We start from the raw sequence: 23,375 nt of genomic DNA on the forward strand, positions 1-23,375 counted from the left end.
CTCCTTGTCAGACATGGGCTGGGTCGGCGGTGACGCCGAGATAGGCCTCGGTGAGCTCTTCGGCGATCTCGGCGGGTGGTCCGGTACGGGTGATGCGGCCGTGCAACATGATCGATGCGACGGTGGCGACGCCCAGCACGACCTGGGCGAACTGCTCGACGACGAGGATGGAGATCCCTTGGGCGGCGAGCTCGCCCACCCGCTCGTAGAGCTCCTCGACGATGATGGGCGCCAGGCCCATCGACAGCTCGTCGAGCAACAACACGGCGGGGTCGGTGACCAGCGCCCGCGACATGGCCAGCATCTGCTGCTCGCCACCCGACATGGTGCCGGCGACCTGCTTGCGACGCTCCTTGAGGCGGGGGAACTGGCTGAAGGCCTTGTCCTGGACGTCGGACATCGACACCCCGGCATGGGTGAACATGCGCAGGTTCTCGGTGACGGTGAGGTTGGGGAAGATGCCCCGCCCCTCGGGCACGAGGCACACACCGGATCGGGCGAGCGCATCGCTGGTGGCGCCGTTGATCTCGCGGCCGCTGAGCAGCAGCTGCCCAGCGGAAGGCGCGATCTGGCCGCTGCACACGCCCAAGGTGGTGGTCTTGCCGGCACCGTTGGGGCCCAACAGGGCGTGGACCTGGCCGACCTCCAGGGAGAGGTTCACTCCGTGGAGCACGTCGATGGTCCCGTAGCCGCCGCGCAGGTTGCGCAGCTCGAGGATCCCGGTCATGCCACTTCCTCCTCGGACAACGCCCCCAGGTAGGCCGCCTGCACCGCCGGGTCGGCCTGGATGACGGCCGGGGTGCCGGTGGCGATGATCTTGCCGAAGTCGAGGACGTAGATGAACTCGCAGGTGCCCATGACGAACGACATGTCGTGCTCGACGAGCAGCACGGCGAGTCCGTCGGCCACCAGGCGCCGCAACAGCGCCGCCATCTCCTCGGTCTCCTCTTCGTTGAGGCCCGACGAGGGCTCGTCGAGCAGCAGGACCTTGGGGTCGGTGGCCAGCGCCCGAGCCAGCTCGACGAGGCGGGCGGTGCCGGTCGGCAGCGTGCCCACCATGAAGTCGGCCACATCGGCGATGCCGACGCGGGCCAGCATCTCGTCGGCGACCTTGCCCGGGTCGAACTTGGACTTGTCCCAGGCCCGTCGCTGCTCGGCGGCCACCAGGACGTTCTCGCGGGCCGAGAGGCTCGAGAAGGCCTCGAGCTTCTGGAAGGTGCGAGCGATGCCCATGCGGGCCCGCTTGAACGGGCTCTTGTCGGTGATGTCGACGCCCTCGAGGGTGACCCGCCCCGCGGTGGGCTCCTGCAGGCCGGTGACCACGTTGAAGAACGTGGTCTTGCCGGCGCCGTTGGGGCCGATGAGGCCGGTGACCCGGCCCGCCTCCACCTGGAGGCTGGCGTTGGACACCGCCTGCAGCACGCCGAAGCGCACCACGATGTCCTCCGTGCTGAGCAAATCGGTCACACCGGCACCTCCTCTCCGGGCACGCCCGGTCTGGTCGAGCCGTTGCCTCCGTGCCCCGCACCGGCGGCGGCGGGGACGAGGGGCTGCTCGTCGAGCTCGTCGGCGACGTGCAGGACCCGATCGAGCTGGGCCACCTTCTCGCTGGTGAACTCCCGGGTCAGGCCCAGGTCGCCGATCTCGGCGAGACGGATGTTCTGCTCGCGGGCGATCGACCGGGCGAGCTCCTTTTCCTCACGGGCGTCTCGCCGCCAGGGCAGGAGGCCGGCGAGGTCGCGTCCGGCGTAGAACACCGCCCCCTCGGGCCGGAAGGCCATGGAGATGGCGGCCAGGCCCGGACCGATGAGCTCGACCGCAGTCAGCCAGCTCGGCTCGCCCAGCACCTCGTAGAGGGCGGGGAACGAGGCGAGACCGATGACGGCCATGAAGGCGGCGATCGGGTAGCGCACGCCTTGCACCGCGAGCAACAGCACCAGCGGCAGACCGGCGAACAGCGGGAACGAGTCGACCCGCAGCGCGCCCGAGGACAGGCCCAGCATGGTGCCGGCGAAGCCCGCGATCGCCCCCGACAGCGCCCAGACCAGCATCTTCTGGGTGGTGATGTTCACCCCGATGGTGGCCGATGCCGCCGGCGAGTCGGACATGGCGATCCACCGACGAGCGAAGCGGGTGCGGCGCATGAGCATGAGCCCCAACATGAACAACGCGAAGACCGCAGCCAGGAAGATCACGAAGGCCTTGCGGTCGCCGGCGTCGGTGCTGATGGTGAAACCGAACAGCTGCAAGGGTTCGAACAACGTGCCGGTGGCCGACGGGTCGAGCATGTTGGGGTGGCGCACGATCACCTTGTCGGTGAACTCGGCGAAGGCCAAGGTGGCCAAGGCCAGGTACAACCCTTTCAACCGCAGTGCCGGCAGGGCGATGAGCAGGCCCAGCGGGGCGCAGACCAACATGACCAGCAAGATGCCGATCGGGTCGCCGTTCTGACCCCCCAGGTGGCTGTAGAGCACGGCACCGATGCCGGCGATGGCGAAGTTGGCGAAGCTCACCTGGCCGGCCCAACCGATGAGCGGCACAAGTGACAGCGTGATCACGCCGAGCACCATGAAGAAGGCGCCACGCCCCAGCCACACCGAGGACCGCTCGCCGAAGTTGGGCGTGAGGAACGGGATCCACCCGTTGGCCCAGATGGCGACCAACGAGAAGACGACGGTGGCCCCTACCACCGCCTCCCAGGGCTTGGTGAGCCGCTCGGTGCGCTTGGTGAGCTTGACCTTGCCCGTCTCGAGGCGGGCCTGGGGCAGGAAGAGCAGGGCGATGAACAGGATCACCGCGGGGATGGCCTCGGGGGCATAGCTCCAGTTCTGGTCGAACGTGAGGAACACCCCGGCGAAGGCCTTGCTCAACCCGATGATGAGGCCGCCGGCGATGGCCCAGGGAAGGCTCTTGAGCTGGGCGATGGCCGCCGCGGCGGCGGCGACCACGATGAGCAGCGCCAGGTTCTCCATCACCATGCCCGTCTCGGGGGCGATGAGGATGCCGGCCAGGCCGGCGGTCATGCAGCCGAGCGCCCAGGAGGCGCCGCTGACCTTGGACGGTCGGGCGCCGACGAGGCCGGCCAACGGGCGGCTGTCGACCACGGCGCGCATCGAGATGCCGATGCGGGTGCGGTAGAGCAGCCAACGCAGGCCGACGGCGATGCCGATGGCGACGATGACGGTGATGATGCGGTGCCAGGTGGCGGTGACGTCGCCGATCTGCACGCCGCTGGTGTCGCGGAAGAACTGCGGCAGGGTGCGCCCGGTGTTGGGCTTCCAGATGGTCAGGGTGATGCCCATGAAGGCGAGCATCAGGCCCACGGTCACCATGAGCTGCACGACCAGGCTGGCGTCGCGCAGGCGCTTCATGATGAGCCGGTCGAGGCCCAGGCCGATCAGCGGGGCGACGATGCCCAACACGATGACCAGCGACAGGAGCGTGTTGACCCCGCGGTTGACCGAGAGCTCCCAGTAGAGGAAGGCGAGGAAGCCACCGATGGCGGCGTGGGCGAAGTTGAAGATGCCCGTGGTGGCGTAGGTGACCACCAGGCCGCCGGCGAGGATGGCGTAGATCCCGCCGAGCGAGATGCCCACCACCAGCCACGTGGTGATGTTGCCGACGTCGAAGGACGCGCCGCCCCAGTTGGAGGCGATGATGAAGACGGTGAGAGCGGCCACGGCGATGGCCGCGAACGCCTTGGGTGAGACCTTGAGCCGCATGTTCCCCCTGGGACTGCTCGTGATCGTTGACGTGGCACCGTCGAGGTGCCGGCCACGAGGGCCGGCACCTCGACGGGCCGGGACGGGACTACTGGATCTTCTCGGCCTCGACGGCGGGGTCGAGGGTCACCTCGACCACACCGGCGGGGTCGCACTCGAGGGTGCCCGGCTCCTCCGGGAACACCCGCTCGAAGCCGTCGGCGCCCATCTGCATGATGACCATGCAGTCGGAGAAGCCGCCCTTGGGGTCCTTGGCACCCATCCAGCCGCCGGCATCGAAGGAGTCGATGCCGTTGAGGGCCTCGATGAGCGACGCCCGGGTGATGGCGTTGGGGCCGTCGGACTCGACGATGCCGTTGACCGCCTCCTGGAACAGCAGCGCCGCCATCCATGCCTGGGCACCGAAGGAGTCCGGCGTCTCGACGCTGGCGAGGTAGTTGTCGAGCGCCTCGTTGCTGCCCTCCTCCTCGAACGGCAGGAACTGCATCCACACGTAGGTGCCCTCGACGTCGGCACCCGCCTCGGCGAACTTCTCGGTGTAGCAGGCCAGCGAGCACGCCCAGATGTCGACGCTGTCGAGGCCCTGGGCCGCCGCCTCACGACGCATGAGGGTCATGGCCACGTCGTTGGAGCCGTTGTAGACGTAGTTGACGTCGCCGCTGCGGGCCTGCTGCACCAGCGGGGTGTAGGCCGACTGCTCGGCGCGACCCGACACCTTGAAGGCACCCGCCCAGTCGACACCGGCCTCTTCCTGGGCCACCAACTGGTAGGTGGCCGACTGCACGGTGGTGGGCAGGTCGCCCGGCACCATGTAGAGGCCGGTCAGTTCGGGCTCGATGCTCTGGTAGTACTCGATGTTGCCGATGAAGGCGGTGAGCGTGCGCTCGCCGCTGATCGGGGTGCCGTCGGCGTTGCAGGGCTCGGCGGTGCCCTGGATGATGAACGAGTTCAGCGAGCACTGCTCGTTGACGTCGTTGGCCAGCGCCGAGACGTTGGCCAGGCCCGTCGGGTTGCCCTCGGCGTCGGGGCACGTGTTCATCGTCGACACGTCCGGGTTGAACAGCGAGTTGCCGCCCACCAACGCCAGCGCGTTGGCGCAGGCGTTGATCTGACCGTTCTTGGTCTCCTCCGGCGTGAGCTTGGAGTCCCACGCCTCCACCACGAGCTCACGACAGGCGATGCCGCCGTTGTCGTTGATGAACGTCTCGAAGGCCTCGAGGCCATCGACGTTGCCCTGGAACAGGCCCGGAGCCAACGGCGAACCGGTGTCGGCCATGACCTGGATGGTGATGGTGTCGGCGGTCACACCGGTGTCGGTGGCCTCCAGCTCGACGCCCTCACAGGCCTCGTCGCCGGCCGCTTCCGTCGTGTCCGGCGATCCCGGCTCGGTGGTTGCCGCAGTGGTGCCGCCCTCGTCGCGGCCGCAGGCGGCGGCCACCAGGCCGAGCGCCATGAGCACTGCGATGACTTTGTAGCGCTTCATCGATCCCCCTATCTGCGATCCACCCCCCGGCAGATCCAGGAGCGGCACCATAGCCCAAACACCCGCTCGTGTTGTGGCGTGCGTCACAACATCGGCCTCGTCCCCCGAGCGGTGAGAGAGGGGCCGACCCGACGCGGGGCCGACCCCTCAGCTCACCGCGGTCCTACTGGATGCTCTCGGCGGCCACGGCCGGGTCGAGGGTCACCTCGACCACAGCGGCGGGGTCGCACTCGAGGGTGCCCGGCTCCTCCGGGAACGCCCGCTCGAAGCCGTCGGCGCCCATCTGCATGATGACCATGCAGTCGGAGAAGCCGCCCTTGGGGTCCTTGGGACCCATCCAGCCGCCGGCATCGAAGGAGTCGATGCCGTTGAGGGCCTCGATGAGCGAGGCCCGGGTGATGGCGTTGGGGCCGTCGGACTCGACGATGCCGTTGACCGCCTCCTGGAACAGCAGCGCCGCCATCCAGGCCTGGGCGCCGAAGGAGTCCGGCGTCTCGACGCTGGCGAGGTAGTTGTCGAGCGCCTCGTTGCTGCCCTCGTCCTCGAACGGCAGGAACTGCATCCACACGTAGGTGCCCTCGACGTCGCCGCCGGCTTCCTGGAACTTCTCGGTGTAGCAGGCCAGCGAGCACGCCCAGACCTCGACGCTGTCGAGGCCCTGGGCGGCTGCTTCACGGCGCATGAGGGTCATGGCCACGTCGTTGGAGCCGTTGTAGACGTAGTTGGCGTTGCTGCTACGGGCCTGCTGCACCAGCGGGGTGTAGGCCGACTGCTCGGCGCGACCCGACACCTTGAAGGCACCGACGATGTCGACGCCGGCGTCTCGCTGGGCCTCGATCTGGTAGGTGGCCGACTGCACGGTGGTGGGCAGGTCGCCCGGCACCATGAACAGCCCCGTGAGGTCGGGCTCGATGGTCTGGTAGTACTCGATGTTGCCGATGAAGGCGAGGAGATCGCGCTCGCCGCTGATCGGGGTGCCGTCGTCGTTGCAGGGCTCGGCGGTACCGGTGATGATGAACGTGTTGTTCGAGCACTGCTCGTTGACGTCGTTGGCCAGCGCCGCCACGTTGGGCATGCCGGTGGGGTTCCCCTCGGCGTCGGGGCAGGTGTTCATCGTCGACACGTCCGGGTTGAACAGCGAGTTGCCGCCCACCAACGCCACGGCGTTGGCGCAGGCGTTGATCTGACCGTTCTTGGTCTCCTCCGGCGTGAGCTTGGAGTCCCACGCCTCCACCACGAGCTCACGACAGGCGATGCCGCCGTTGTCGTTGATGAACGTCTCGAAGCCCTCGAGGGCATCGACGTTGCCCTGGAACAGGCCCGGAGCCAACGGCGAACCGGTGTCGGCCATGACCTGGATGGTGATGGTGTCGGCGGTCACACCGGTGTCGGTGGCCTCCAGCTCGACGCCCTCGCAGGCCTCGTCGCCGGCCGCTTCCGTCGTGTCCGGCGATCCCGGCTCCGTCGGCGTCGCGGTGGTGCCTCCATCGCGCCCGCAGGCGGCGGCCACCAGGCCGAGCGCCAGGAGCACGGCGAGGACTCGGTAATGCTTCATGTATCCCCCATGGTCGTGGTCCGCCTTCCCCAGGCGGATCCAGGAAGAGCCACCCTAGCCAAACGCGCGCTAGGCCCGTGACAGACGCCACAACAGACAATTTGCCGACGAAGCATCCCGCGCTGGCACCCTCGGGTTTCGAGCCTCTCGGAGGCTCCGCTCAGGACGCGCCGGTGGGCCGACGGTGGGGCTCGGAGTGGTCCCAGTCGGCGAGCAGGGTGCGGATGGCCGTGAGCAGGACCAGGGGGACGTCGAGCATCGGGTGGTGCCCCGCCTCGGGGAGCTCGATCACCGGCGCCACCCGACCCAACACCTCGTACATGGCCGCCCCGATGTCGGGGGTGACCAGCCCGTGCTCGGCCCGCAGGAGCGCGAAACGGCAGGTGACCTGGGCCAGGTAGGGCATGCCGAGGGCACGGATCCGCTCGTCGAACTGCTCGAAGACACGCCGGTCGAACTTCCACTGGAAGCCGCCGTCGACCGGCTTCAAGGAGCGCCGCCCGACGTGGTCCATCACGTAGTCGAGGTAGTGGGCCTGTTCGGGGATGGTGCGGAAGCGGCCCAGGCCGTCGTCGAGCTCGCGGTACGTCCGCGGCGCCCCGAAGGCCTCCTTCAGACGGGCGGACTCGACCTCCGGGTCCGGTTCTCGGACCGGGGAGTCCACCACGATCACGCCACTCAGGCGGTCGCAGTGCCGGGCTGCGGTGGCGATGGTCACGAAGCCGCCCATGCTGTGGCCGACGATGACCGGCCGCCCCTCGATGCCTGCATGGCCCGCCGCCGCCATGACCTCGTCGGTCCACGTCTCGATGTCGTAGCGCGCCCGGTGGGCGCTGTCGCCGTGGCCGGAGAGATCGACCGCGACCACCCGGAAGTCCTCGGCGAAGGTGGCGGCCACGTGGGTCCACCAGTGGGCGTGCGCTCCACCGCCGTGCACGAAGACCAGGCCGCGCCGCCCCCGCTCCCCCCACGCCAGGTAGTGGATGGGGGCGTCATCGACCTCGACGACCTCGTCGTCGAAGGGCACGTCGAGAGCCGTCTGGAACCAGGCCGGTGCGGTCGGCAGCAGGGGAACGGAGGCCATGGCCCGACGCTACCGGGGCCGCGCCGGTGGGGTCTCAGCCCGGGCGGGCCACGACCGGGCCGCCATCGTGGCCGCCGCGGCCCGCCTCCTCACCGACCAGAGCAGGCTCGGCTCCGGAACTGGTGGGCACCGGTGTCGAGCACCCAGTCGTGACCGAACCGGGCGATGGGCGGGGCCGCCCGCAGCACGCCCCGCAGCAGGATCGTGGCCGGCTCCAACTCCGAGACCAGGTGCAGGTCGGTGCCGTGGGGCGCAGGTGCCACGGTGAGGCGGGCTCGGCCCCGGATGTCGCCGTCGACCTCCGCCTCGACCCGCTCACCCGCCACGACCGTGTGCAGGGAGAGCCGGAAGCGCACCACGTAGGGCAGAGGTGGCTGCACGGCACAGGACCAACGCTCCCCCTCGGCGAGGGCCGTCCCGTCGAACTCCTTCAACCAGGGCCACACGACGCGGTACCGCTCGGGACGGCACAACGTCGACCACACCTCACCGGGTTCGGCCTCGACGGGAAAGGTCCGATCGGACTCGAGCACGTGGTCAGGCTGGCAGGACTCCGCTCGTCGTGCTCATCGTGCTCATCGTGCTCGTCGTGCTCGTCGTGCTCGTCGTGCTCGTCGTGCTCATCGTGCTCATCGTGCTCATCGTGCTCGTCGTGCTCGTCGTGCTCGTCGTGCTCATCGTGCTCATCGTGCTCATCGTGCTCGCCCCGGCGCGAGGTCGCGCCGCTGCGACCGATGCCACAGGCGCGATCGGGTGATTCTGTCCGGGGGGCACCCTCGCCACCGCTAGCGTCGGGCCTCGTGCCGATCTACCTCGTCCGCCACGGTCACGCCGGGTCCCGCTCCGCGTGGGAGGGCGACGACCGCAGGCGACCGCTCTCGGACAAGGGCCGCCGTCAGGCGGCCTGGCTGGCCGAGCAGCTCGGCGACGAGAAGGTCCGTCGCATCGTCTCGAGCCCCTTCCTGCGTTGCACCGAGACCGTCGAACCGCTCGCCGCCCACCTCGGGTGCGACGTCGTCGCCGATGATCGGCTGGCCGAGGGCGCCCACACCCAGGCCGCGGCCGAGTTGTTGGTGTCGCTGAGCCCCAAGACGGTGGTGGCCTGCTCACACGGGGACCTCATCCCCAAGGTGCTGCGCTATCTCGTGGCCGGCGGCATGGAGCTGGACGGGGCGCTGCTCGACGCCAAGGGCTCCATGTGGGTCCTCGACGGCGACGACGCCGACGGCCGCCCCACCCGCAGCCGCTACGTGCCACCCCCCAAGCTCTGATCCACCCACCACGCCCGTAGTTGCATGAGATCGGCGTGCTCCAGTGCGCCGATTCCATGCAAGAAGCGTCTGAGGGCCCGGGCCGAGCGGTCCGGGGGGTCAGGGCGCAGGCGACGCGGAGGTGGCCGAGGCGTGGTCGAGGGACTGCTGCAGGCCGGACACCATCTGGTCCATGAACGGGGGCACCGCCCCCTCGGGGATGGCGGCCAGGTCGGCCCGGGCGGCCTCGACGTCGCCGGCGTTGCGCAAGAGGATGGCCCGGAAGACCCGGGCGTCGGCGTAGCCGGGGTCGATGGCCAGCGCCTCGTCGAGACGGGCCCGGGCCTCCCCCTCGAGCTCTGCCGCCGCCTCGCTGTCGGAGTTGAGGGCCAGGGTGTGCAGCACCCACCCCTGGTAGGTGAGGGCCTCGGTGTTGGCCGGCTGGATGGCCAGGACCTCTTCGTACGTCTCGATGGCCAGCCGGTAGGAATCCAGGGCGGCATCCCCGTCGCCGTCCTGGAGGTGCTGGGTGGCCTCACCGGTGTGCTGCTGGGCGGCGAGGAGCAGGTCGCGGGTGGACAGGCGGATGTCGCCGCTGGCGGTGCCGCCCGGCGTGCGGTCGCCTGACGCCTGGGCCAGGAGGACCCCGCCGACGACGGCGAGCACGACCACGGCCGCCACGCCCCCGAGGATCCGGCCCCACGATCGAGGCGGGCGGACCTGCTCCGCCAGGGCCTGGCGGTCGTCGATGGCACGCAGCACTGCGGCCGTGCGCGCCGTGTAGTCGTCCTTGAGCTCCGCGTAGTCGGTGTCGTCGACGTCGCCGGCTTCGTGCTCGCGTTCGAGGTCGGCCAGGGACGCGAGGAGGAAGTCGCGCTCCTCCTCGAGGGCGGCCAGGGCGTCGGGGTCGAGCTGACGGCGGACCTGGGTGCCGGCCCGCCGCGCGGCGCGAGCCGAACCCGACCCGGTCCGCGAGCTGGCGGTACCGGGTCGTGACGCCGGGCCTGCACTGGCGGCTCGCGCCGCCCGCCGGGCGGCGGTGCCCGCCGCCGGGGTCGTTCCCGCGAGCGGTGACGGGTCGGCCGGAGGGGAGGGGTCGACCGGGCCCTCGGTGGGCTCGCCGTCGGTCACCGACTCGAGCCCTCGCCGTGCACGTCGTCGGGGTGGCGGTGGCGGAGGGCGTCGGCCACCAGGGCCCGGTCGGCGTCGGTGGCGGCCCGGGCGGTGGGGTCGTGCTGCCAGCGCCGGAAGACGATGACCAGCGCGGTCAGCGCGATCACGACGGCGACCACCGGGATCACCCACACCAGGGCGCCGACACCACTGCTCGGCGGGGTGAGCAGCGTCTCCTCACCGAAGCGGGAGACCAGGTAGGCCCGGATCTCGTCGTCGCTCTGACCCTGTTCGATGCGCAGCGCCATGTCGCGCCGGATCTCCTGCGATGACGGGTGGTTCGAGTCGGCGACGGACTCCCCTCCACAGGACGGGCAGGCCACGGTGCGAGCCAGGTCGGTGACCCGGTCCTGGGCCGTCATCTCGCCGGTGGTGCCCTGCGAGCCGAAGGCGAGCAGGCTCACCACCACCACGAACAGCACCGCCCACGGCAACCAGCGCCGCACCGGGGACCCCGGAGCGAAGGGCGACGGCGGCGGTTGTGTCACGGAGCTCACGGGTCCTCCCCCTGGTCGTCGTCCCCCGCCGCTTCGTACCTGTCGATCTCGGCGTCGAGGCCGGCGGCGGTGACGCCGCTGACGTACTTGGCCACGACCTGGCCGTTGGGCGCCACCAGGTAGGACTCGGGGACGGCGGTCACTCCGAAGTCGAGGGCGATGCGCCCCGTGCCCTCGCCGACCAGGACGGGCCAGTCGCCGCCCCGCTGCTCGAAGAACTCCCGGATGGTGCGCTCCTCCTCGCCCCCGAACTGCACGGCCACGATGGAGACGCCATCGCCCGCCGCGGCGTGCTCCTCGGAGAAGCGGACCAGTTCGGGGTGCTCGACGATGCACGGGGTGCACCAGGTGGCGAAGAAGTTGACGACGACCCAGTCGCCCCGGAAACGGTCGATGTCGTAGGTCTCGCCGTCGAGCGTGGTGCCCACCACCGGCGGCACGGCCCGCCCCACAGCGGTGGTGTTGACGGCATCGTCGCCCGTGGGCCGGGTGGCCAGCACCACGATGAAGACGACGAGCACGAGGCCCACGGCGATGGCGGCGTTGCGGGCCAGGTGGCTGCCCCCGCGGGAGACGACCTCACCGGACGGCGGCCGGGTGGACGGCGGGGTGGTCATCGGCTTCCGTCCGCGGACTCGGCGGGATGTACCCGCGCCGGGCCCGCCGCCCCGACCGGCTCGGCCCGAGGGGTCGCCTCGGACGGCGCCTCGTCGATCGGTTCGGCGTCGTCGTGTCCCCCACCGGAGCCCTGCCGCGCTCCGCCGATGGGGGCCGACACGGGATCGATGGGGTTGCGGCGCCGACCGGGGAACACCGCCAGCAGGGTGCCGAGCGCCATGACACCCCCGCCGATCCACAGCCACACGACCAGGGGCTGGATGGTGACCCGGATGGTGACCGTGTCGTTCTCGGCGTCGGGGAGGCCCAGCAGGGTGAGGGCCACGTCGTGGGTGAGGGTGGTGCGCACCGAGGGGGTCCCGATGGTCTGCCCACCGAAGCTGAACTGGTTGATGGCCGGCGCCCAGGGGCCGGTGCCGTCGACGAGGATCTGCGCCGCCACCACGGTCTTCTCCGGCAGCTCGTCGATGGTCTGCTCGACGTAGGTGAGCTCGTGGCCGGCGAAGGAGGCGGTCTCGCCCGGGGCCAGCGTGAACTCGGCCTGGCGGACGTAGCTGCCACTGGCAGCCACGGCGACGGCGACCATGATCACGCCGAGGTGGACCACCATGCCGCCGTTGGCCCGTCCGACGAAGCCCCGCCACCCCTGGCGGCGGCCGGCGAGGACGAGCTGGCGTACGGCCGAACCGGCCGCGAACCCGCCGAGGCCGAAGGCCAGCAGCGGCGCCAGGCCCCGGGCCCCGGCGACGACGGCGACGGCGAGGGCGGCGGCGCCGGCCCAGGCCGGCCAGATGAGTCGGTGGCGCAACAGCTCACCGCTGGCCTTGCGCCACGGCAGCACCGGAGCCACGGCCATGAGGAACAACAAGGTGAGCCCGATGGGGGTGGTCATGCGGTTGAAGTAGGGCACGCCCACGGAGATGCGGTCGTCGTTGAACGCCTCGATCAGCAGCGGGAACACGGTGCCCAACAGCACCACGAAGGCGAACGCGGCGAACAGCACGTTGTTGGCGAGGAAGGCGCCCTCCCGCGACAGCGGCGAGTCGATGCGCCCCGGCGCCCGGAGGCGATCGCCGCGCCAGCCGATGAGGCCCACGCTCACGATCACGATGAGGGCGAAGAACGCCAGGATCGCGGGGCCGATGGCGGACTCGGTGAAGGCGTGGACGCTGTCGAGCACACCCGACCGGGTGATGAAGGTCCCCAGGATGGTCAGTGCGAAGGTGGCACACAGCAACGACAGGTTCCAGACCCGCAGCATCCCCCGGCGCTCCTGCACCATGACCGAGTGCAGGTAGGCGGTGCCGGTGAGCCAGGGCAGCAGGGACGCGTTCTCGACCGGGTCCCACGCCCAGTAGCCACCCCAGCCCAGCACCTCGTAGCTCCACCAGGCGCCGAGAACGATGCCGAGGGTGAGGAAGCCCCAGGCGATGAGGGTCCAGCGGCGGGTGGCCAACAGCCACCCCTCCCCCACCCGACCGGTGGCGAGGGCGGCGACGGCGAAGGCGAAGGGCACGGTGAACCCGACGTAGCCCAGGTAGAGCATCGGCGGGTGGAACGCCATGAGCGGGTGGTTCTGCAGCAACGGGTTGGGACCGGGACCGTCGAAGCCCGGAGGGGGGTCGAACGCCAGGAACGGGTTGGCCGGGCCCCGCATGAGCAGGAAGAAGAAGGCGCAGACCACGAACATGGTGACCAGCGCCCAACCCACCAGTGGGTCGTCGAGGCGCTTGCGGAACTTGACGACCACCGCCGTGAGGTAGCCGCCGAGGATGGTGGCCCACAAGATGATGGACCCCTCGAGCGCGCCCCAGAGGGTGGCGAAGTTGTACAGCGCCGGGGTGCGCGACGAGCCGTTGTCGGCCACGAACTTCACGGTGAAGTCGCGGGTGATGAGGGCCCGTTCCATGGCGACGGTCGCCAGGAGGCCTCCGAGGAACACGAGCACCCCGTAGACGAGCGCCTGACGCCGCAGAGCAGGCTTGTCGCGCACCAGGCCGTAGGCGACGGTGAGGCCGCCGACGATGGACGCCGCCAACCCGAGCGCTACGCCGGCCGTGCCGAGGGCCAGGTTCATGAGGTGCCTGCCTGCCCCGTCTCCCCCTCGGCCACGGTCGGCTCGCCGGACCCGGAGGACACGTCGCCGCCCTCCTCGGCGTCCTCGAGACGGTCGCCCTCTTTGGCCTTGTAGTTCTCGTCGTGCTTGACGAGCATCCGATCGGAGAGGAACAACGGCGCGCCGTCGGCGTTGGCCGGCCCGGACAGCTCGCCGTCGGGACCCTCGGCGAAGCGGCCCTCGAGGACCACCGGGATGTCGGGCTGGAACAGCTCGGGCGGGTCGCCGAAGTGCTGCACGGGCACCTCGACGCCGTTGAAGGTGACGTCGAAGCTGACTCCGTCGTCGGTGCGCACCACCGACGGGCCGATGACCGTGCCCTGCAGGCGGAACCGGTCGGTGCCCAGCTCCTCCTGGCGCTCGACCGCCTCGTCGGCGTTGTAGAAGAACAGCGTGGCGTTGCCGAGGGCGTTGACGAGGACGAACGCGCCCACTGCGACGATGGCGACGATCACGGCGATGACGGGCAGCTTGGCCCGGGTGCTGCCCGGGCGACGGGGGGCCTCGGGGGCCAGGCCCGGTCCGGCGGTCTCGCCGGGGGCGGCGCTCGGGCCCGTGCGGGGGGTCAGCTCCACCGACGGTCCTCCGGCGGCACCTGGCGGCTGAGGCGGCGGCCCTTGGCCACCGTGGTGACGGCGTAGACCGCCAACGTGGCGAGCACCGCCACCCAGGCCACGATCACATACCACCACATGGACGTCACGGGGTCACCTCGTCGTTGGGTCGAGCGGGGCCGCCGGCGGGCTCGGGCGCCGATGGCGCGGACACCGTGCCGGTGGCTTCGGCACGCCGCTCGGCGATGGCCGCCGACAAGCCCTGTCCGGCCACCTGCTCCTCGAGCCAGGCCACCCGGAAGCGGTGGATCAGCAGCCAGGCGAAGATCAGCCCGAAGGTGACGAACCCGAAGAACAGGGCGAAGAGCATGAGCCCCTCGATGGTGGCGCCGGGACCGTCGGCGAAGAGGCTGGCCTCCTGGTGCAGCGTGCGCCACCAGTCCACCGACTGGCGCACGATGATCACGTTGGGCACCAACAACAGCCCGACGATGGCGGCGCGCTTGGCCCGCACCGTGTAGTCGGCGGGCAGCCGCCGCACGGCGAGGTAGCCGAGCAGCAACAAGAACAGCATCGCCGAGGACGTGAGCCGGGCGTCCCAGACCCAGAACACGCCCCAGGTGGGACGACCCCACAGCGACCCGGTGACGAGGGTGAGGGCGGTGAACACCGCGGCGATCTCGGCCGAGGCGTAGGCCACCAGCTCCCACCACTGCGACTTCTTCCAGAGGTACATGACGCTGCCGATGGTGGTGAGGAAGCAGCCCACGTAGGCAAGGGTGGCCGAGGGGACGTGGATGTAGAGGATGCGCACCGACTCGTCCTGGACGAAGTCGGGCGGGGTCCACCACAGACCGAGCAGCGCGAGGAACACCGTGGCCACGATGGCGAGCAGGCCGATCACCCGGGTGACCCCCGACCCGGTGGAGGTCGGAGCCGGCACCGTCGGGTCCGTTGCGGGGGCCGCCGACCCGGGGGTGGCCTTCGACTCGATCGTCACGATTCCTCCAGCAGGGGCCCGAAGCCGAGCACCCCAGCCACGATGTAGAGCACAGCGAACACGGCCATCAGCCCGACCCAGGGCCAACCGTCGGCCGGGGCTCCGGCCAGTGCGGCCTCGAACGCCCGGGTCGAACCGATCAGCACCGGCGCGAGCACCGGCAACAGTAGGAGCGGCAGCAGGGTTTCACGAACTCGGAGCCCGGCTGCCAGGACGCCGTAGAGGGTACCGGCCGCCGCGATCCCCGCGGTCGCGACCCCCACCGTGGCCAGCAGCAGCGGCCACCCCGTGAACGTGGTCGTGTAGAGCACCGCCACGCCCACCCCGAGCAGCACCTCGAGCACCAGGAGCTGCACGGCGACGGCCATGGCCTTGCCCAGGTAGATGCCCGACGGGTCGAGCCCGGAGAGCCGCAGAGCATCGCGGTTGCCGTCCGCGGCCTCCACGGTGAAGGCCCGCTGGAGGGCCAACAGCCCGCTGAACAGCACGGCGACCCAGTAGAGACCCGGCGTCGCCCGCTCGAGCAGGCCGCGATCGGGATCGAGGGCGAAGGCGAACAGGACGAGCACCAGCAGGGCGAAGGGCACCACCTGGTTGAGCGCCACGCGCGACCGCAGCTCGAGGCGCAGGTCCTTGCCGGCCACCAGCCAGGCGTCATGCCACATCGCTGCGACCGTCCTGGTGGGCGTCGTCCGGCGTGACCGATGACCGCGCCACCACGTCGCTCGGACGGCCCACCTCGGCGTAGGTGGCCCCGCCGGCGACGGTGACCACCCGGTCGGCCAGGGCCACGGCCCGATCGAGCTCGTGAGAGCTCATCACGACGGTGGCACCGGCGTCGGCCGCGTCGCGGACGAGCTGGTCGACGAGGTCGCGCCCCTCCTGGTCGAGCCCGGCATGGGGCTCGTCGAGCAGCCAGAGCTCGGGACGGCGGGCGATGAGCACGGCGAGCGAGGTGCGCCGCCGCTGACCGGCCGACAAGCGTCCGACGGCGACGTGGCGCAAGCGGCCGTCGAGCCCCAGACGAGCCATGGCCGCGTCGGCGTCCTCGGTGCGGGCCCGGGCGGCGCGCGCCCAGAAGCGAACGTTGTCGGCCACCGTGAGCTCGTCGTACAACCCGGTGGCATGGCCCAGCAGGCCGACCCGGGGACGCACGGCCTTGCGGTCGGCCACCAGGTCCACCCCCAGCACCGTGGCCGTGCCCTCGGTCACGGGCACCAGCCCGGCCAGCGTCCTCAGCAGGGTCGTCTTGCCCGCCCCGTTGGGGCCGCGCAGCAGCACGATCTCGCGTCGGCGCACATCGAGGTCGGCGCCGGCGAGGGCCGGGAAGGCGCCCAGGAGCGCGACCGCTCCCCGGAGGTGGACCACGGGTTCCGACGGCGACTCGGCACCGGGCGGCGGCCCCGGCTCGGCGCGGTGGGGGGTGGGCTCCATGGGCGAAGCGCAGGGTACCTCGCCGCGACACTCAGCTCCGGTCGGCAAGCCTCCCTCCGCCGCCTTCGGCGAAACGCGTGACCTGACTGAGCCTCCGTCGCTGCGCTCCTCCGGCTGTCACCAGCACCCGCGCACCGTCTGGTGGGCGACGGGAGCGCCAGCGACCCGCCCACACCGCGTCCCGACGAGCTCGCGAGGAGGGCGCCATGGCATCTGCTCCGGTCGGCAAGCCTCCCTCCGCCGGCTTCACCGAAACGCGTACGCGTGCTGAGGCTCCGTCGCTGGCGCTCCTCCGCCTGTTGCGAGTTGGCTGACGGCCTGCGCCAGCAACTCGGGGCCGAGTGGGTTCCGGGGGGTGGCCCGTACCACCGGTTCTGACGCGCGCACGGGAGCGAGTGCGGCTCGGCGACCGCCGCCGGTGACCGACGAAGGGTTCGTCGACCCACGCCCGAGCTCGACGAAGCCGCCGCTCTGAGCGACCGAGCACGTCAGGTTCTGGTGCGGGACAGGACCCGCCGGGACCCCGAGGACCCGACAGGTGGGCGACGGGAGCGCCAGCGACCCGCCCACACCGCGTCCCGACGAGCTCGCGAGGAGGGCGCCATGGTCACAGTCGGTAGGGTCGCTGCGTGCAGGTGTGGCGCGTCGTGGGCGCGATAGGGCGAGCGATGATGCGCGGCGGCGTGCTGGTGCTGCTGTTCGTGGTGTTCCAGCTGTGGGGCACCGCCATCATCACCGACCGGGCCCAGGACCGCCTCGGCGGCGACTTCGACGAGCTGCTGGCCGAGACGTCGGCCACGACCACCCCGCCCTCCACCACCCCGCCGACGACGACCGACACCCCGACGACGACCACCGGTCCGGCCACCCTGCCCGCCGACCTCCCCGTCCCGGCCCCGGGCGACCCCATCGGGCGGATCGTGATCCCCGACATCGGGGTCGACTTCGTCTACGTGCAGGGCGTCGACCTGCGCTACCTCCGCGACGGCCCGGGCCACTTCCCCCAGACCCCCATGCCGGGCCAACCCGGCAACGCCGCCCTGGCCGGCCACCGCACCACCTACGCGGCGCCGTTCCACCGCCTCGACGAGCTGGCCCCGGGGGCCCGCATCGAGATCCAGACCCTGCAGGGCTCGTTCACCTACGAGGTCGACGCCCACGAGGCCGACGGTGGCGGCGAGGTCGGGCATTTCATCGTGCCGCCCTCCGCGGTGTGGATCCTCGACCAGGAGGAGGGCCTCAACCGGCTCACCCTCATGGCCTGCCACCCCAAGTACAGCGCCGCCCAACGCATCGTCGTCACCGCCTCGCTCGTCGGCGACACCGCGCCGCCGACCCCCCTGCCCGAACCCGAGGAGCTCGAAGCGGCCGGGGTGACCGTCGACGCCACCACCGACCCGCTCGCCGGCGGAGACTCCTCGGCCTGGCCGGCGGCCATCGCCTGGTCGATCGCGGCCATCGGCGTCTGGTTCGCCACCTGGCTGGTCAGCAAGTGGTTGCGCCGCCGTCAGGGCGGTGCCTGGACCTGGCAGCTGCCCCCCTACGTCGTCGGCGTGCCGGTGTTCGCCGTGGTCTGCTTCATGGCCTTCCAGGACGTCGCCCGCCTCCTCCCGGCCGCCTACTGAGACCCCGGATCCGCGGAGCCCTGCCGTGCCCCATCGACCCCTCACCCCATCGCACCGATCGCGCTGCTCGCCGATCGGGCGCGCCGAGCGTCGGCACCGTCCAGCCCGTCCAGCCAATCGGGCCCTGATGGCGGTGGCGCTGGTCACCACCATCGTGCTGGGGGCCTGCACCAGCGGTTCGGGCTCGGTGGCCACCACCACCACGGCTCCCATCACCACGACGGTGCCCGCGACCACCACCACCACCGAGGTGCCCATGGAGGTGGGGCGCCAGCTGTTCGTCTACACCCCCGAGGCGGGCCACTGCCTCGACCTGCGCTCGGTGGAGACCGGCGCCCGCAACCGGATCGACGCCAACGCCACCCGGCGCAACGACGACCAGGTCGTGTTGCTCCTCGACTGCACCCAGCCGCACCAGTACGAGGTGGCGGGGGTGGCCGAGGTGCCCTTCCCGCCGGCCGAGTGGCCGGGGCAGGCCGCGCTCGAGGACCAGGCCAAGCGGCTCTGCCCGCCGGTGTTCGACCAGTGGGTCGGCACCGCCTACGAGCGGTCCGAGCTCGACATCGGTTGGATCCTCCCCACCGTCGAGGAGTGGGGCCCGGGCCGCCAGAGCGTGGCCTGCCTGGTGTACGACTCCGCCGCGGGCCTGCTGACCGGCACCACCCAGGGCGCCGCTCGCTGAGCGGGTCTCGCCGGACCCCGACGCCCGGCGCGACGGGTCAGCGGCCCTCGAAGGTGGGCGTCCGCTTGTCGCCGAAGGCGGCCAGGCCCTCGGCGAAGTCGGCGCTGGTCCACGCCCGCTCGAACGCCTCTCGGTAGGCCGGTGTGGTGTGGTCGGCGTCGGCCGCCTCGTCGAGCCCGACCTTGAAGCCCTGCAACGTGAGCGGGGCCAGGCGAGCGATGCGCTCGGCCCAGGTGAGGGCGTCGTCCAGCGACCCGAGGCGGTGGACCAGGCCGACCGCCCAGGCCCGCTCGCCCGTCATCACGTCGGCGCTCAACAACATCTCCCGGGCGACCGACTGGCCGACCAGGTCCACCAGTGTGCGGACCGTCCACTGATCGACCATCAGGCCCAGCTTGGCCGCCGGGACCCCGAAGCCGGCTGTGGCCGAGGCGACGCGCAGGTCGCAGGCGGCCGCCAGCTGGGTGCCGGCCCCGAGGGCGAAGCCCTCGACCGCAGCCATGGTGGGGAACGGCGCCCGACGCAACGACAGGAGCAGCTCGTGGAGCGACGCGACGAACCCCTCGTCCTCGACGTCGCTCAGGTCGGCGCCGGCGCAGAAGTGCCCGTCGGCGCCGGTGAGCACCATCACCCGGGTGCCGGCGTCGACGGCTTCGTCGACGGCAGCCCGCAGGGCGGTGAGCGCCTCGTGGTTGACGGCGTTGCGCCGCTCGGGGCGGTCGAGGGTGACGAGGGCGACGGCCCCTCGGTGCTCGGTTCGGATCATGCCCGCACCCTACCGACGGCTCGGCGACGCGCCGGGGGCCCGGCGACTGGCCGCGAGGGTCCACCACCGGGCCCACTCGCAGCCGTACCGTCGTCGGCCATGTCCATCACCGTCGTTCTCGCTGCGCTCTCCGTCGTGGTGGCGGTCGGCGCCGTCGCCTGGTGGGTGGCCAACGCCCGACGGGACCACGACGCTCGTTCGGCCCGGCTCCCGGCCGGCGCCGACGCGGCCCTCTGGTCGATCGTCGAAGCGGTGCCCGACCCCCGCAACCACCTGGCGCTCACCCGCGACCTCACCGGCGAGGTGCGCATCACCGGCACACCGTTGCAGCCCTTCCGCCCCGAGGACGCGCCCGCCGTCGCCGCGCTCGAGCCGTTCCGGACCGACGACTACCGCAAGGCGTCCTGAGCCGATCAGCGGCCGGGCCGCCGGGTCGGTGCGCTGGTGGCCGACACCTGCTGCCCGACCTCAGGACGGCGCCGCCAGCACGGCGAGGGTGGCCCACGACTGGGGCACCGCGCCCAGGCCGGTGCCGTCGTCGGCGTCCCAGTACTCGGCCAGACCCGATCGGGTCGCACCCGCCACGAGCATCGACGCCAGCGCGGTGGCGTCGGCCTCTCGCCCGTGTCGTCGTGCCGCCGCCCAGCACAGGTAGGTGAGCTGGGGCCAGGCCGGCCCCCGCCAGTAGGTGCGCGGCCGGTAGCTGGGCTCGTCGCGGTGCACCTGGGTCGGGCCGCACGGCCCCCCGTGGGCGCCGGGGTCGAGCATCTGGGCGAACGCCGCGTCGCGAGCGTCGGCTCGTCGGCTGACCAGCACGCAGAGCAGCGCTTCCAGGGTGCGCACCCGGCCGCTGCTCGTCGCCGACTCGCCGGCGTCGACCCAGGTGCCGAGGGCGGGCTCCCAGCGCCGGTCGAGGGCGTCCGCCAGCGCCTCGGCCTGGGCTCCCAGCTGGTCGTCCCCCGTGACCTCGGCCAGCTCGAGGGCGTTGAACGCGATCAGGGCGTTGAAGCCAGCCGGCGCCACATCGAAGCCCGGGTTGGACAGCGGCGAGCCGTCGGGGGCCGACTCGACGGAGGCGACCAGCTCCCCCTTGACGTCGTACCAGCGGCGGGGGTCCCACCCGCCGGGGCACCAGTGGTCCCACCGTGGCGAGTCGTCGCCACCGCTCTCCCAGGGGTGGCACATGGCCACCAGGCCGTCGATCCGCCGGCGGTGGTCGAGGAGGAAGCCCAGGCCCCGGCGGGCCGGGGCCACGAGCGCACCGACATCGACACCGCCGCGCCACAACTCGGCCACGGCATGACCGAACATCGGCGGCTGGGTGATCGACGAGTGGCCCTCTCGCCCCCAGAACGAGGCGTGGTGGCCGGGCTCCCACTCGTAGTCGACGTGGGGCACGAACCCCAGGGGCGACTGGGTGCGGAACAGATGGGCCAGCTCCGAGACGGCGCGACCGGGCTCGCCCAGCGCGTTCCACACCAGGGCGTGGAAGCACGAGTCCCAGAGCCACTGGAAGGGGTAGACCCGGCCGTTGGGCACCGTGTAGCCGTCGCGCCAGTGCTGCTCGAGCACCCGGCGGGCCGCAGCCGCGAGGTCGGTGCCGGGTAGCGTGCCCTCGCCCCCGCTGCCGTCGTGGCCGGCGGGCACCGTCATCGCCGATCGTCCCCGGAGCCGTCTCCCACCGCCATGGCTGTCTGCGCCTTCGTCTCGTTCCGCCTCGGCGGGCACGACGGCGTGTCGGTGGTGGCCGCCACCTGGATCGACGCCGTGCGCCGCCTCGGCTTCGATGTCCGCACGGTGGCCGGCGACGGTCCGGTGGACACGCTGATCCCGGGCTTGGCGATCGGGGCCTTCCCCGATGGGCGGGCCGGAATCGAGGGGCCCGGGGCGGCCGACGAGCCCGCGATCGACGCGCTGGCCGCCCGGGTCCGCGACGCCCTGGCCGGCGTCGACGTGGTGGTGGTGGAGAACCTGGGCACGATCCCGATGAACCTACCGGCCGCCCGGGCCGTGGCCCGCGCCCTCGCCGGGCGTCCCGCGGTGTTCCACCACCACGACCCGGCCTGGCAGCGCGACCGCTACGCCGACGTCGACGAGCTGCCCCGCGACGACCCGGCGTGGCGCCACGTGACCATCAACGACCTCACCCGCCACCAGCTGGCCGACCGGGGCATCGAGGCCGTGACCATCCGCAACGGCTTCGACGTGCACGCGCCCACCGCCGACCGCGACGCGGCCCGCCGGGCCCTCGACATGTCCTCCACCGAAAGGGTCCTCGTGCATCCGGTACGGGCCATCGAGCGCAAGGACGTGCCCACCGCCCTGCAGCTGGCCCAGGCCATCGAGGCCACCTACTGGCTCACCGGGCCGGCCGAGGAGGGCTACGGCCCCACCCTCGAGCGCCTGGTGGCCGACGCCCGGGCGCAGGGACTGACGGTGCGTCACCACCCCGCGCCGGACCCGGCCACCTTGTACGGCGCCGCCGATGCGGTGGCCTTCCCGTCGCGGTGGGAGGGGTTCGGCAACCCGCCGGTGGAGGCGGCGATCCATCGACGGCCGGCCGCCGTCTCGCCCTATCCGGTGGCCGAGGAGCTCCGCACGCTCGGCTTCGAGTGGTTCGATCCCGCCGATCCGGCCCCCCTGGCGGCGTGGCTCGCGAGGCCCGACGCCGCCCTCCTGGATCACAACGAGACGGTGGCGCGGACCCACCTCTCCCTCGAGGCCATGACCGAGCGCCTGCGGGACCTGTTCGATGAGGCAGGCTGGTTGCCGTGAGCGACGCCCCCGACGATCCCGAGCCCGACCCCCGCCCCCGGGACACGTCGGCCGATCCCGTCCGGGTGCGGCGAGCCAAGATCCAACGCCTGGCCTCCCTGGGCCAACGCCTCGGGTACCTGCTCTACGCGGTGGCCATGGCCGCGTTCTTCTACGGGTTCTTCGTCGACTTCAACGGCACGGTCGTCACCGTGATCGTGAGCACCATGGCGGTGGGATCGGCCGCCCTGGCCCCGGCGATCGTGCTGGGCTACGCGGTGAAGGCCGCCGAGCGCGACGACCTCGAGCACGGCCGCTGACACCGCCAACGGCGCGGCGGCGGTCCGCCGACCTGGTTCACTCGGGACGCAGGCCCCGCAGCCCCGCCCAGGCCAGCTCGGCGACCTGGGCCGCGAGGTGGTCGGCGTCGAGCTGGATCTCCTTGGCCAACCAACGCCGGCAGGTGCTCTCGCCCAGACCCACGATGCCGTAGGCGAGCAGGCGTCGACGCTCCTCGGACAGCCCGTCGACGGCGATGAGGTCGGCGATGAGGTCGGCGATCTGGCGTTGGACCTTGCTGGCCTCGGCCAGGAACTCGGCGTCGCGCCGCACCTCGCCATCGAAGAGCACGGCGAAGCCGTCGCGCTGCTCGTCGACCCAGCGGAACCAGGCCTCGAACCCCCGCAGGACCTGCTGGTGCGGGCTCGGCGCCCCGATGGTGGCCTCCCGCACCCGCTGGCGGAGCTCGCCGCCGACCTCGCGCAGAACCTCGAGGAAGAGCTCGCGCTTGGAGCCGAAGTGCTGGTAGAGCACCGGCTTGGTGACCCCTGCGGCATCGGCGATGTCGTTCATGGACGCCTGGTGGTACCCGCGCTCGGCGAAGGTGGCGAGCGCCGTAGCCAGGAGCTGGTGGCGACGTTCGGCGGCGGGGAGTCGGGCGTTCATCGAGATGACCTCATCGTGGCGACGAGCGTAACGACCCCGACGACCCCGTCCTACCACCCGGTAACAACGCGGTGGCCGCCCGCCCGCCGGACGGCGGCACCGCGCCGTCTCGTGGTC

General features: G+C 71.8%; 26 protein-coding genes. 7 read left to right on the forward strand and 19 right to left on the reverse strand.

What is annotated here, in order from left to right; translation table 11 throughout:
• Positions 1-7: 7 nt before the first annotated feature.
• From LUW87_RS14725 to LUW87_RS14755, 7 genes are all read right to left on the reverse strand, one after another.
• Positions 8-727 (reverse strand): ABC transporter ATP-binding protein, encoded by a 720-nt coding sequence (locus LUW87_RS14725; protein WP_232671950.1) that lies wholly within the window; start codon positions 725-727, stop codon positions 8-10.
• Entirely contained in the window at positions 724-1,467 is a 744-nt protein-coding gene (locus LUW87_RS14730) for an ABC transporter ATP-binding protein (protein WP_232671951.1), read from the reverse strand. The genes LUW87_RS14725 and LUW87_RS14730 overlap by 4 nt, the downstream gene beginning before the upstream one ends.
• Positions 1,464-3,722, reverse strand: coding sequence for a branched-chain amino acid ABC transporter permease (locus tag LUW87_RS14735; protein WP_232671952.1), 2,259 nt, complete (start codon positions 3,720-3,722; stop codon positions 1,464-1,466). Before LUW87_RS14735 ends, LUW87_RS14730 begins: the two co-directional genes overlap by 4 nt.
• A gap of 88 nt (positions 3,723-3,810) precedes the next feature.
• Complete coding sequence (locus LUW87_RS14740; protein WP_232671953.1) at positions 3,811-5,205, reverse strand: ABC transporter substrate-binding protein; 1,395 nt, start codon at positions 5,203-5,205, stop codon at positions 3,811-3,813.
• A 163-nt stretch (positions 5,206-5,368) separates the two neighbouring features.
• The gene (locus tag LUW87_RS14745) at positions 5,369-6,760 is read right to left on the reverse strand and encodes an ABC transporter substrate-binding protein (RefSeq protein WP_232671954.1); all 1,392 of its coding nucleotides are present in this window, start codon (positions 6,758-6,760) and stop codon (positions 5,369-5,371) included.
• Positions 6,761-6,920: 160 nt separating this feature from the next.
• Positions 6,921-7,844, reverse strand: a complete 924-nt coding sequence (locus LUW87_RS14750) for an alpha/beta fold hydrolase (protein WP_232671955.1) — start codon at positions 7,842-7,844, stop codon at positions 6,921-6,923.
• Between the two features lie 89 nt (positions 7,845-7,933).
• Positions 7,934-8,377 carry an SRPBCC family protein gene (locus LUW87_RS14755; RefSeq protein WP_232671956.1) on the reverse strand — a complete coding sequence of 148 codons (444 nt, stop codon included), beginning with the start codon at positions 8,375-8,377 and terminating at the stop codon, positions 7,934-7,936.
• Between the two features lie 29 nt (positions 8,378-8,406).
• On the opposite strand from LUW87_RS14755, the gene LUW87_RS14760 reads away from it, so the two are divergent.
• On the forward strand, positions 8,407-8,601 hold the full coding sequence (locus LUW87_RS14760; RefSeq protein ID WP_232671957.1) for a hypothetical protein: 195 nt from the start codon (positions 8,407-8,409) through the stop codon (positions 8,599-8,601).
• A gap of 43 nt (positions 8,602-8,644) precedes the next feature.
• Entirely contained in the window at positions 8,645-9,115 is a 471-nt protein-coding gene (locus tag LUW87_RS14765) for a SixA phosphatase family protein (protein WP_232671958.1), read from the forward strand.
• Between the two features lie 99 nt (positions 9,116-9,214).
• Here LUW87_RS14765 and LUW87_RS14770 read toward each other — a convergent pair whose 3' ends face one another.
• The 9 genes from LUW87_RS14770 to ccmA are packed head-to-tail and all read right to left on the reverse strand — an operon-like array spanning position 9,215 to position 16,486.
• The gene (locus tag LUW87_RS14770; RefSeq protein WP_232671959.1) at positions 9,215-10,225 is read right to left on the reverse strand and encodes a tetratricopeptide repeat protein; all 1,011 of its coding nucleotides are present in this window, start codon (positions 10,223-10,225) and stop codon (positions 9,215-9,217) included.
• Complete coding sequence (locus LUW87_RS14775; RefSeq protein ID WP_232671960.1) at positions 10,222-10,764, reverse strand: cytochrome c-type biogenesis protein; 543 nt, start codon at positions 10,762-10,764, stop codon at positions 10,222-10,224. The genes LUW87_RS14770 and LUW87_RS14775 overlap by 4 nt, the downstream gene beginning before the upstream one ends.
• A complete protein-coding gene (locus LUW87_RS14780) occupies positions 10,761-11,381 on the reverse strand; it encodes a TlpA family protein disulfide reductase (RefSeq protein ID WP_232671961.1) in 621 nt (206 codons plus the stop codon). The genes LUW87_RS14775 and LUW87_RS14780 overlap by 4 nt, the downstream gene beginning before the upstream one ends.
• Positions 11,378-13,459, reverse strand: coding sequence for a heme lyase CcmF/NrfE family subunit (locus tag LUW87_RS14785; RefSeq protein WP_232671962.1), 2,082 nt, complete (start codon positions 13,457-13,459; stop codon positions 11,378-11,380). Before LUW87_RS14785 ends, LUW87_RS14780 begins: the two co-directional genes overlap by 4 nt.
• Complete coding sequence (locus LUW87_RS14790) at positions 13,456-14,073, reverse strand: cytochrome c maturation protein CcmE (RefSeq protein ID WP_232671963.1); 618 nt, start codon at positions 14,071-14,073, stop codon at positions 13,456-13,458. The genes LUW87_RS14785 and LUW87_RS14790 overlap by 4 nt, the downstream gene beginning before the upstream one ends.
• Entirely contained in the window at positions 14,064-14,201 is a 138-nt protein-coding gene (locus LUW87_RS14795; RefSeq protein ID WP_232671964.1) for a hypothetical protein, read from the reverse strand. The genes LUW87_RS14790 and LUW87_RS14795 overlap by 10 nt, the downstream gene beginning before the upstream one ends.
• Positions 14,198-15,052 carry a cytochrome c biogenesis protein CcsA gene (ccsA, locus tag LUW87_RS14800; RefSeq protein WP_232671965.1) on the reverse strand — a complete coding sequence of 285 codons (855 nt, stop codon included), beginning with the start codon at positions 15,050-15,052 and terminating at the stop codon, positions 14,198-14,200. Before ccsA ends, LUW87_RS14795 begins: the two co-directional genes overlap by 4 nt.
• Entirely contained in the window at positions 15,049-15,717 is a 669-nt protein-coding gene (locus LUW87_RS14805; protein ID WP_232671966.1) for a heme exporter protein CcmB, read from the reverse strand. Before LUW87_RS14805 ends, ccsA begins: the two co-directional genes overlap by 4 nt.
• The gene (ccmA, locus tag LUW87_RS14810) at positions 15,707-16,486 is read right to left on the reverse strand and encodes a heme ABC exporter ATP-binding protein CcmA (protein WP_232671967.1); all 780 of its coding nucleotides are present in this window, start codon (positions 16,484-16,486) and stop codon (positions 15,707-15,709) included. The genes LUW87_RS14805 and ccmA overlap by 11 nt, the downstream gene beginning before the upstream one ends.
• 629 nt (positions 16,487-17,115) lie before the next feature.
• Between ccmA and LUW87_RS14815 the strand changes: the two genes are divergently transcribed.
• Both LUW87_RS14815 and LUW87_RS14820 read left to right on the forward strand, forming a co-directional pair.
• Positions 17,116-18,111, forward strand: coding sequence for a sortase (locus tag LUW87_RS14815; protein WP_232671968.1), 996 nt, complete (start codon positions 17,116-17,118; stop codon positions 18,109-18,111).
• A gap of 127 nt (positions 18,112-18,238) precedes the next feature.
• Positions 18,239-18,793, forward strand: a complete 555-nt coding sequence (locus tag LUW87_RS14820) for a septum formation family protein (RefSeq protein WP_232671969.1) — start codon at positions 18,239-18,241, stop codon at positions 18,791-18,793.
• A gap of 37 nt (positions 18,794-18,830) precedes the next feature.
• Here LUW87_RS14820 and LUW87_RS14825 read toward each other — a convergent pair whose 3' ends face one another.
• Positions 18,831-19,559: an enoyl-CoA hydratase gene (locus LUW87_RS14825; RefSeq protein ID WP_232671970.1), complete on the reverse strand. Its 729-nt coding sequence runs from the start codon at positions 19,557-19,559 to the stop codon at positions 18,831-18,833.
• A gap of 99 nt (positions 19,560-19,658) precedes the next feature.
• Between LUW87_RS14825 and LUW87_RS14830 the strand changes: the two genes are divergently transcribed.
• Positions 19,659-19,967, forward strand: coding sequence for a hypothetical protein (locus LUW87_RS14830; RefSeq protein ID WP_232671971.1), 309 nt, complete (start codon positions 19,659-19,661; stop codon positions 19,965-19,967).
• A 60-nt stretch (positions 19,968-20,027) separates the two neighbouring features.
• Here the strand turns inward: LUW87_RS14830 and LUW87_RS14835 are convergent, their stop codons facing one another.
• A complete protein-coding gene (locus LUW87_RS14835; protein ID WP_232671972.1) occupies positions 20,028-21,212 on the reverse strand; it encodes an MGH1-like glycoside hydrolase domain-containing protein in 1,185 nt (394 codons plus the stop codon).
• A gap of 33 nt (positions 21,213-21,245) precedes the next feature.
• On the opposite strand from LUW87_RS14835, the gene LUW87_RS14840 reads away from it, so the two are divergent.
• Both LUW87_RS14840 and LUW87_RS14845 read left to right on the forward strand, forming a co-directional pair.
• Positions 21,246-22,334, forward strand: a complete 1,089-nt coding sequence (locus LUW87_RS14840; protein WP_232671973.1) for a glycosyltransferase family 4 protein — start codon at positions 21,246-21,248, stop codon at positions 22,332-22,334.
• Complete coding sequence (locus tag LUW87_RS14845) at positions 22,331-22,633, forward strand: hypothetical protein (protein ID WP_232671974.1); 303 nt, start codon at positions 22,331-22,333, stop codon at positions 22,631-22,633. The genes LUW87_RS14840 and LUW87_RS14845 overlap by 4 nt, the downstream gene beginning before the upstream one ends.
• A gap of 37 nt (positions 22,634-22,670) precedes the next feature.
• Here LUW87_RS14845 and LUW87_RS14850 read toward each other — a convergent pair whose 3' ends face one another.
• Positions 22,671-23,258 carry a TetR/AcrR family transcriptional regulator gene (locus LUW87_RS14850; RefSeq protein WP_232671975.1) on the reverse strand — a complete coding sequence of 196 codons (588 nt, stop codon included), beginning with the start codon at positions 23,256-23,258 and terminating at the stop codon, positions 22,671-22,673.
• Positions 23,259-23,375: the final 117 nt, after the last annotated feature.

Source organism: Rhabdothermincola salaria (assembly GCF_021246445.1).
Taxonomy (GTDB): domain Bacteria; phylum Actinomycetota; class Acidimicrobiia; order Acidimicrobiales; family Acidimicrobilacustridaceae; genus Rhabdothermincola_A; species Rhabdothermincola_A salaria.

What these genes read in the sequence shown, in the direction of transcription:
- LUW87_RS14850 (WP_232671975.1), bottom strand. Translation starts at nt 23,258, where the DNA reads ATGAACGCCCGACTCCCCGCCGCCGAACGTCGCCACCAGCTCCTGGCT.
- LUW87_RS14785 (WP_232671962.1), bottom strand. Translation starts at nt 13,459, where the DNA reads ATGAACCTGGCCCTCGGCACGGCCGGCGTAGCGCTCGGGTTGGCGGCG.
- LUW87_RS14725 (WP_232671950.1), bottom strand. Translation starts at nt 727, where the DNA reads ATGACCGGGATCCTCGAGCTGCGCAACCTGCGCGGCGGCTACGGGACC.
- LUW87_RS14750 (WP_232671955.1), bottom strand. Translation starts at nt 7,844, where the DNA reads ATGGCCTCCGTTCCCCTGCTGCCGACCGCACCGGCCTGGTTCCAGACG.
- LUW87_RS14805 (WP_232671966.1), bottom strand. Translation starts at nt 15,717, where the DNA reads ATGTGGCATGACGCCTGGCTGGTGGCCGGCAAGGACCTGCGCCTCGAG.
- LUW87_RS14830 (WP_232671971.1), top strand. Translation starts at nt 19,659, where the DNA reads ATGTCCATCACCGTCGTTCTCGCTGCGCTCTCCGTCGTGGTGGCGGTC.
- LUW87_RS14820 (WP_232671969.1), top strand. Translation starts at nt 18,239, where the DNA reads ATGGCGGTGGCGCTGGTCACCACCATCGTGCTGGGGGCCTGCACCAGC.
- LUW87_RS14745 (WP_232671954.1), bottom strand. Translation starts at nt 6,760, where the DNA reads ATGAAGCATTACCGAGTCCTCGCCGTGCTCCTGGCGCTCGGCCTGGTG.
- LUW87_RS14825 (WP_232671970.1), bottom strand. Translation starts at nt 19,559, where the DNA reads ATGATCCGAACCGAGCACCGAGGGGCCGTCGCCCTCGTCACCCTCGAC.
- ccmA (WP_232671967.1), bottom strand. Translation starts at nt 16,486, where the DNA reads ATGGAGCCCACCCCCCACCGCGCCGAGCCGGGGCCGCCGCCCGGTGCC.
- LUW87_RS14780 (WP_232671961.1), bottom strand. Translation starts at nt 11,381, where the DNA reads ATGACCACCCCGCCGTCCACCCGGCCGCCGTCCGGTGAGGTCGTCTCC.
- LUW87_RS14735 (WP_232671952.1), bottom strand. Translation starts at nt 3,722, where the DNA reads ATGCGGCTCAAGGTCTCACCCAAGGCGTTCGCGGCCATCGCCGTGGCC.
- LUW87_RS14840 (WP_232671973.1), top strand. Translation starts at nt 21,246, where the DNA reads ATGGCTGTCTGCGCCTTCGTCTCGTTCCGCCTCGGCGGGCACGACGGC.
- LUW87_RS14740 (WP_232671953.1), bottom strand. Translation starts at nt 5,205, where the DNA reads ATGAAGCGCTACAAAGTCATCGCAGTGCTCATGGCGCTCGGCCTGGTG.
- LUW87_RS14835 (WP_232671972.1), bottom strand. Translation starts at nt 21,212, where the DNA reads ATGACGGTGCCCGCCGGCCACGACGGCAGCGGGGGCGAGGGCACGCTA.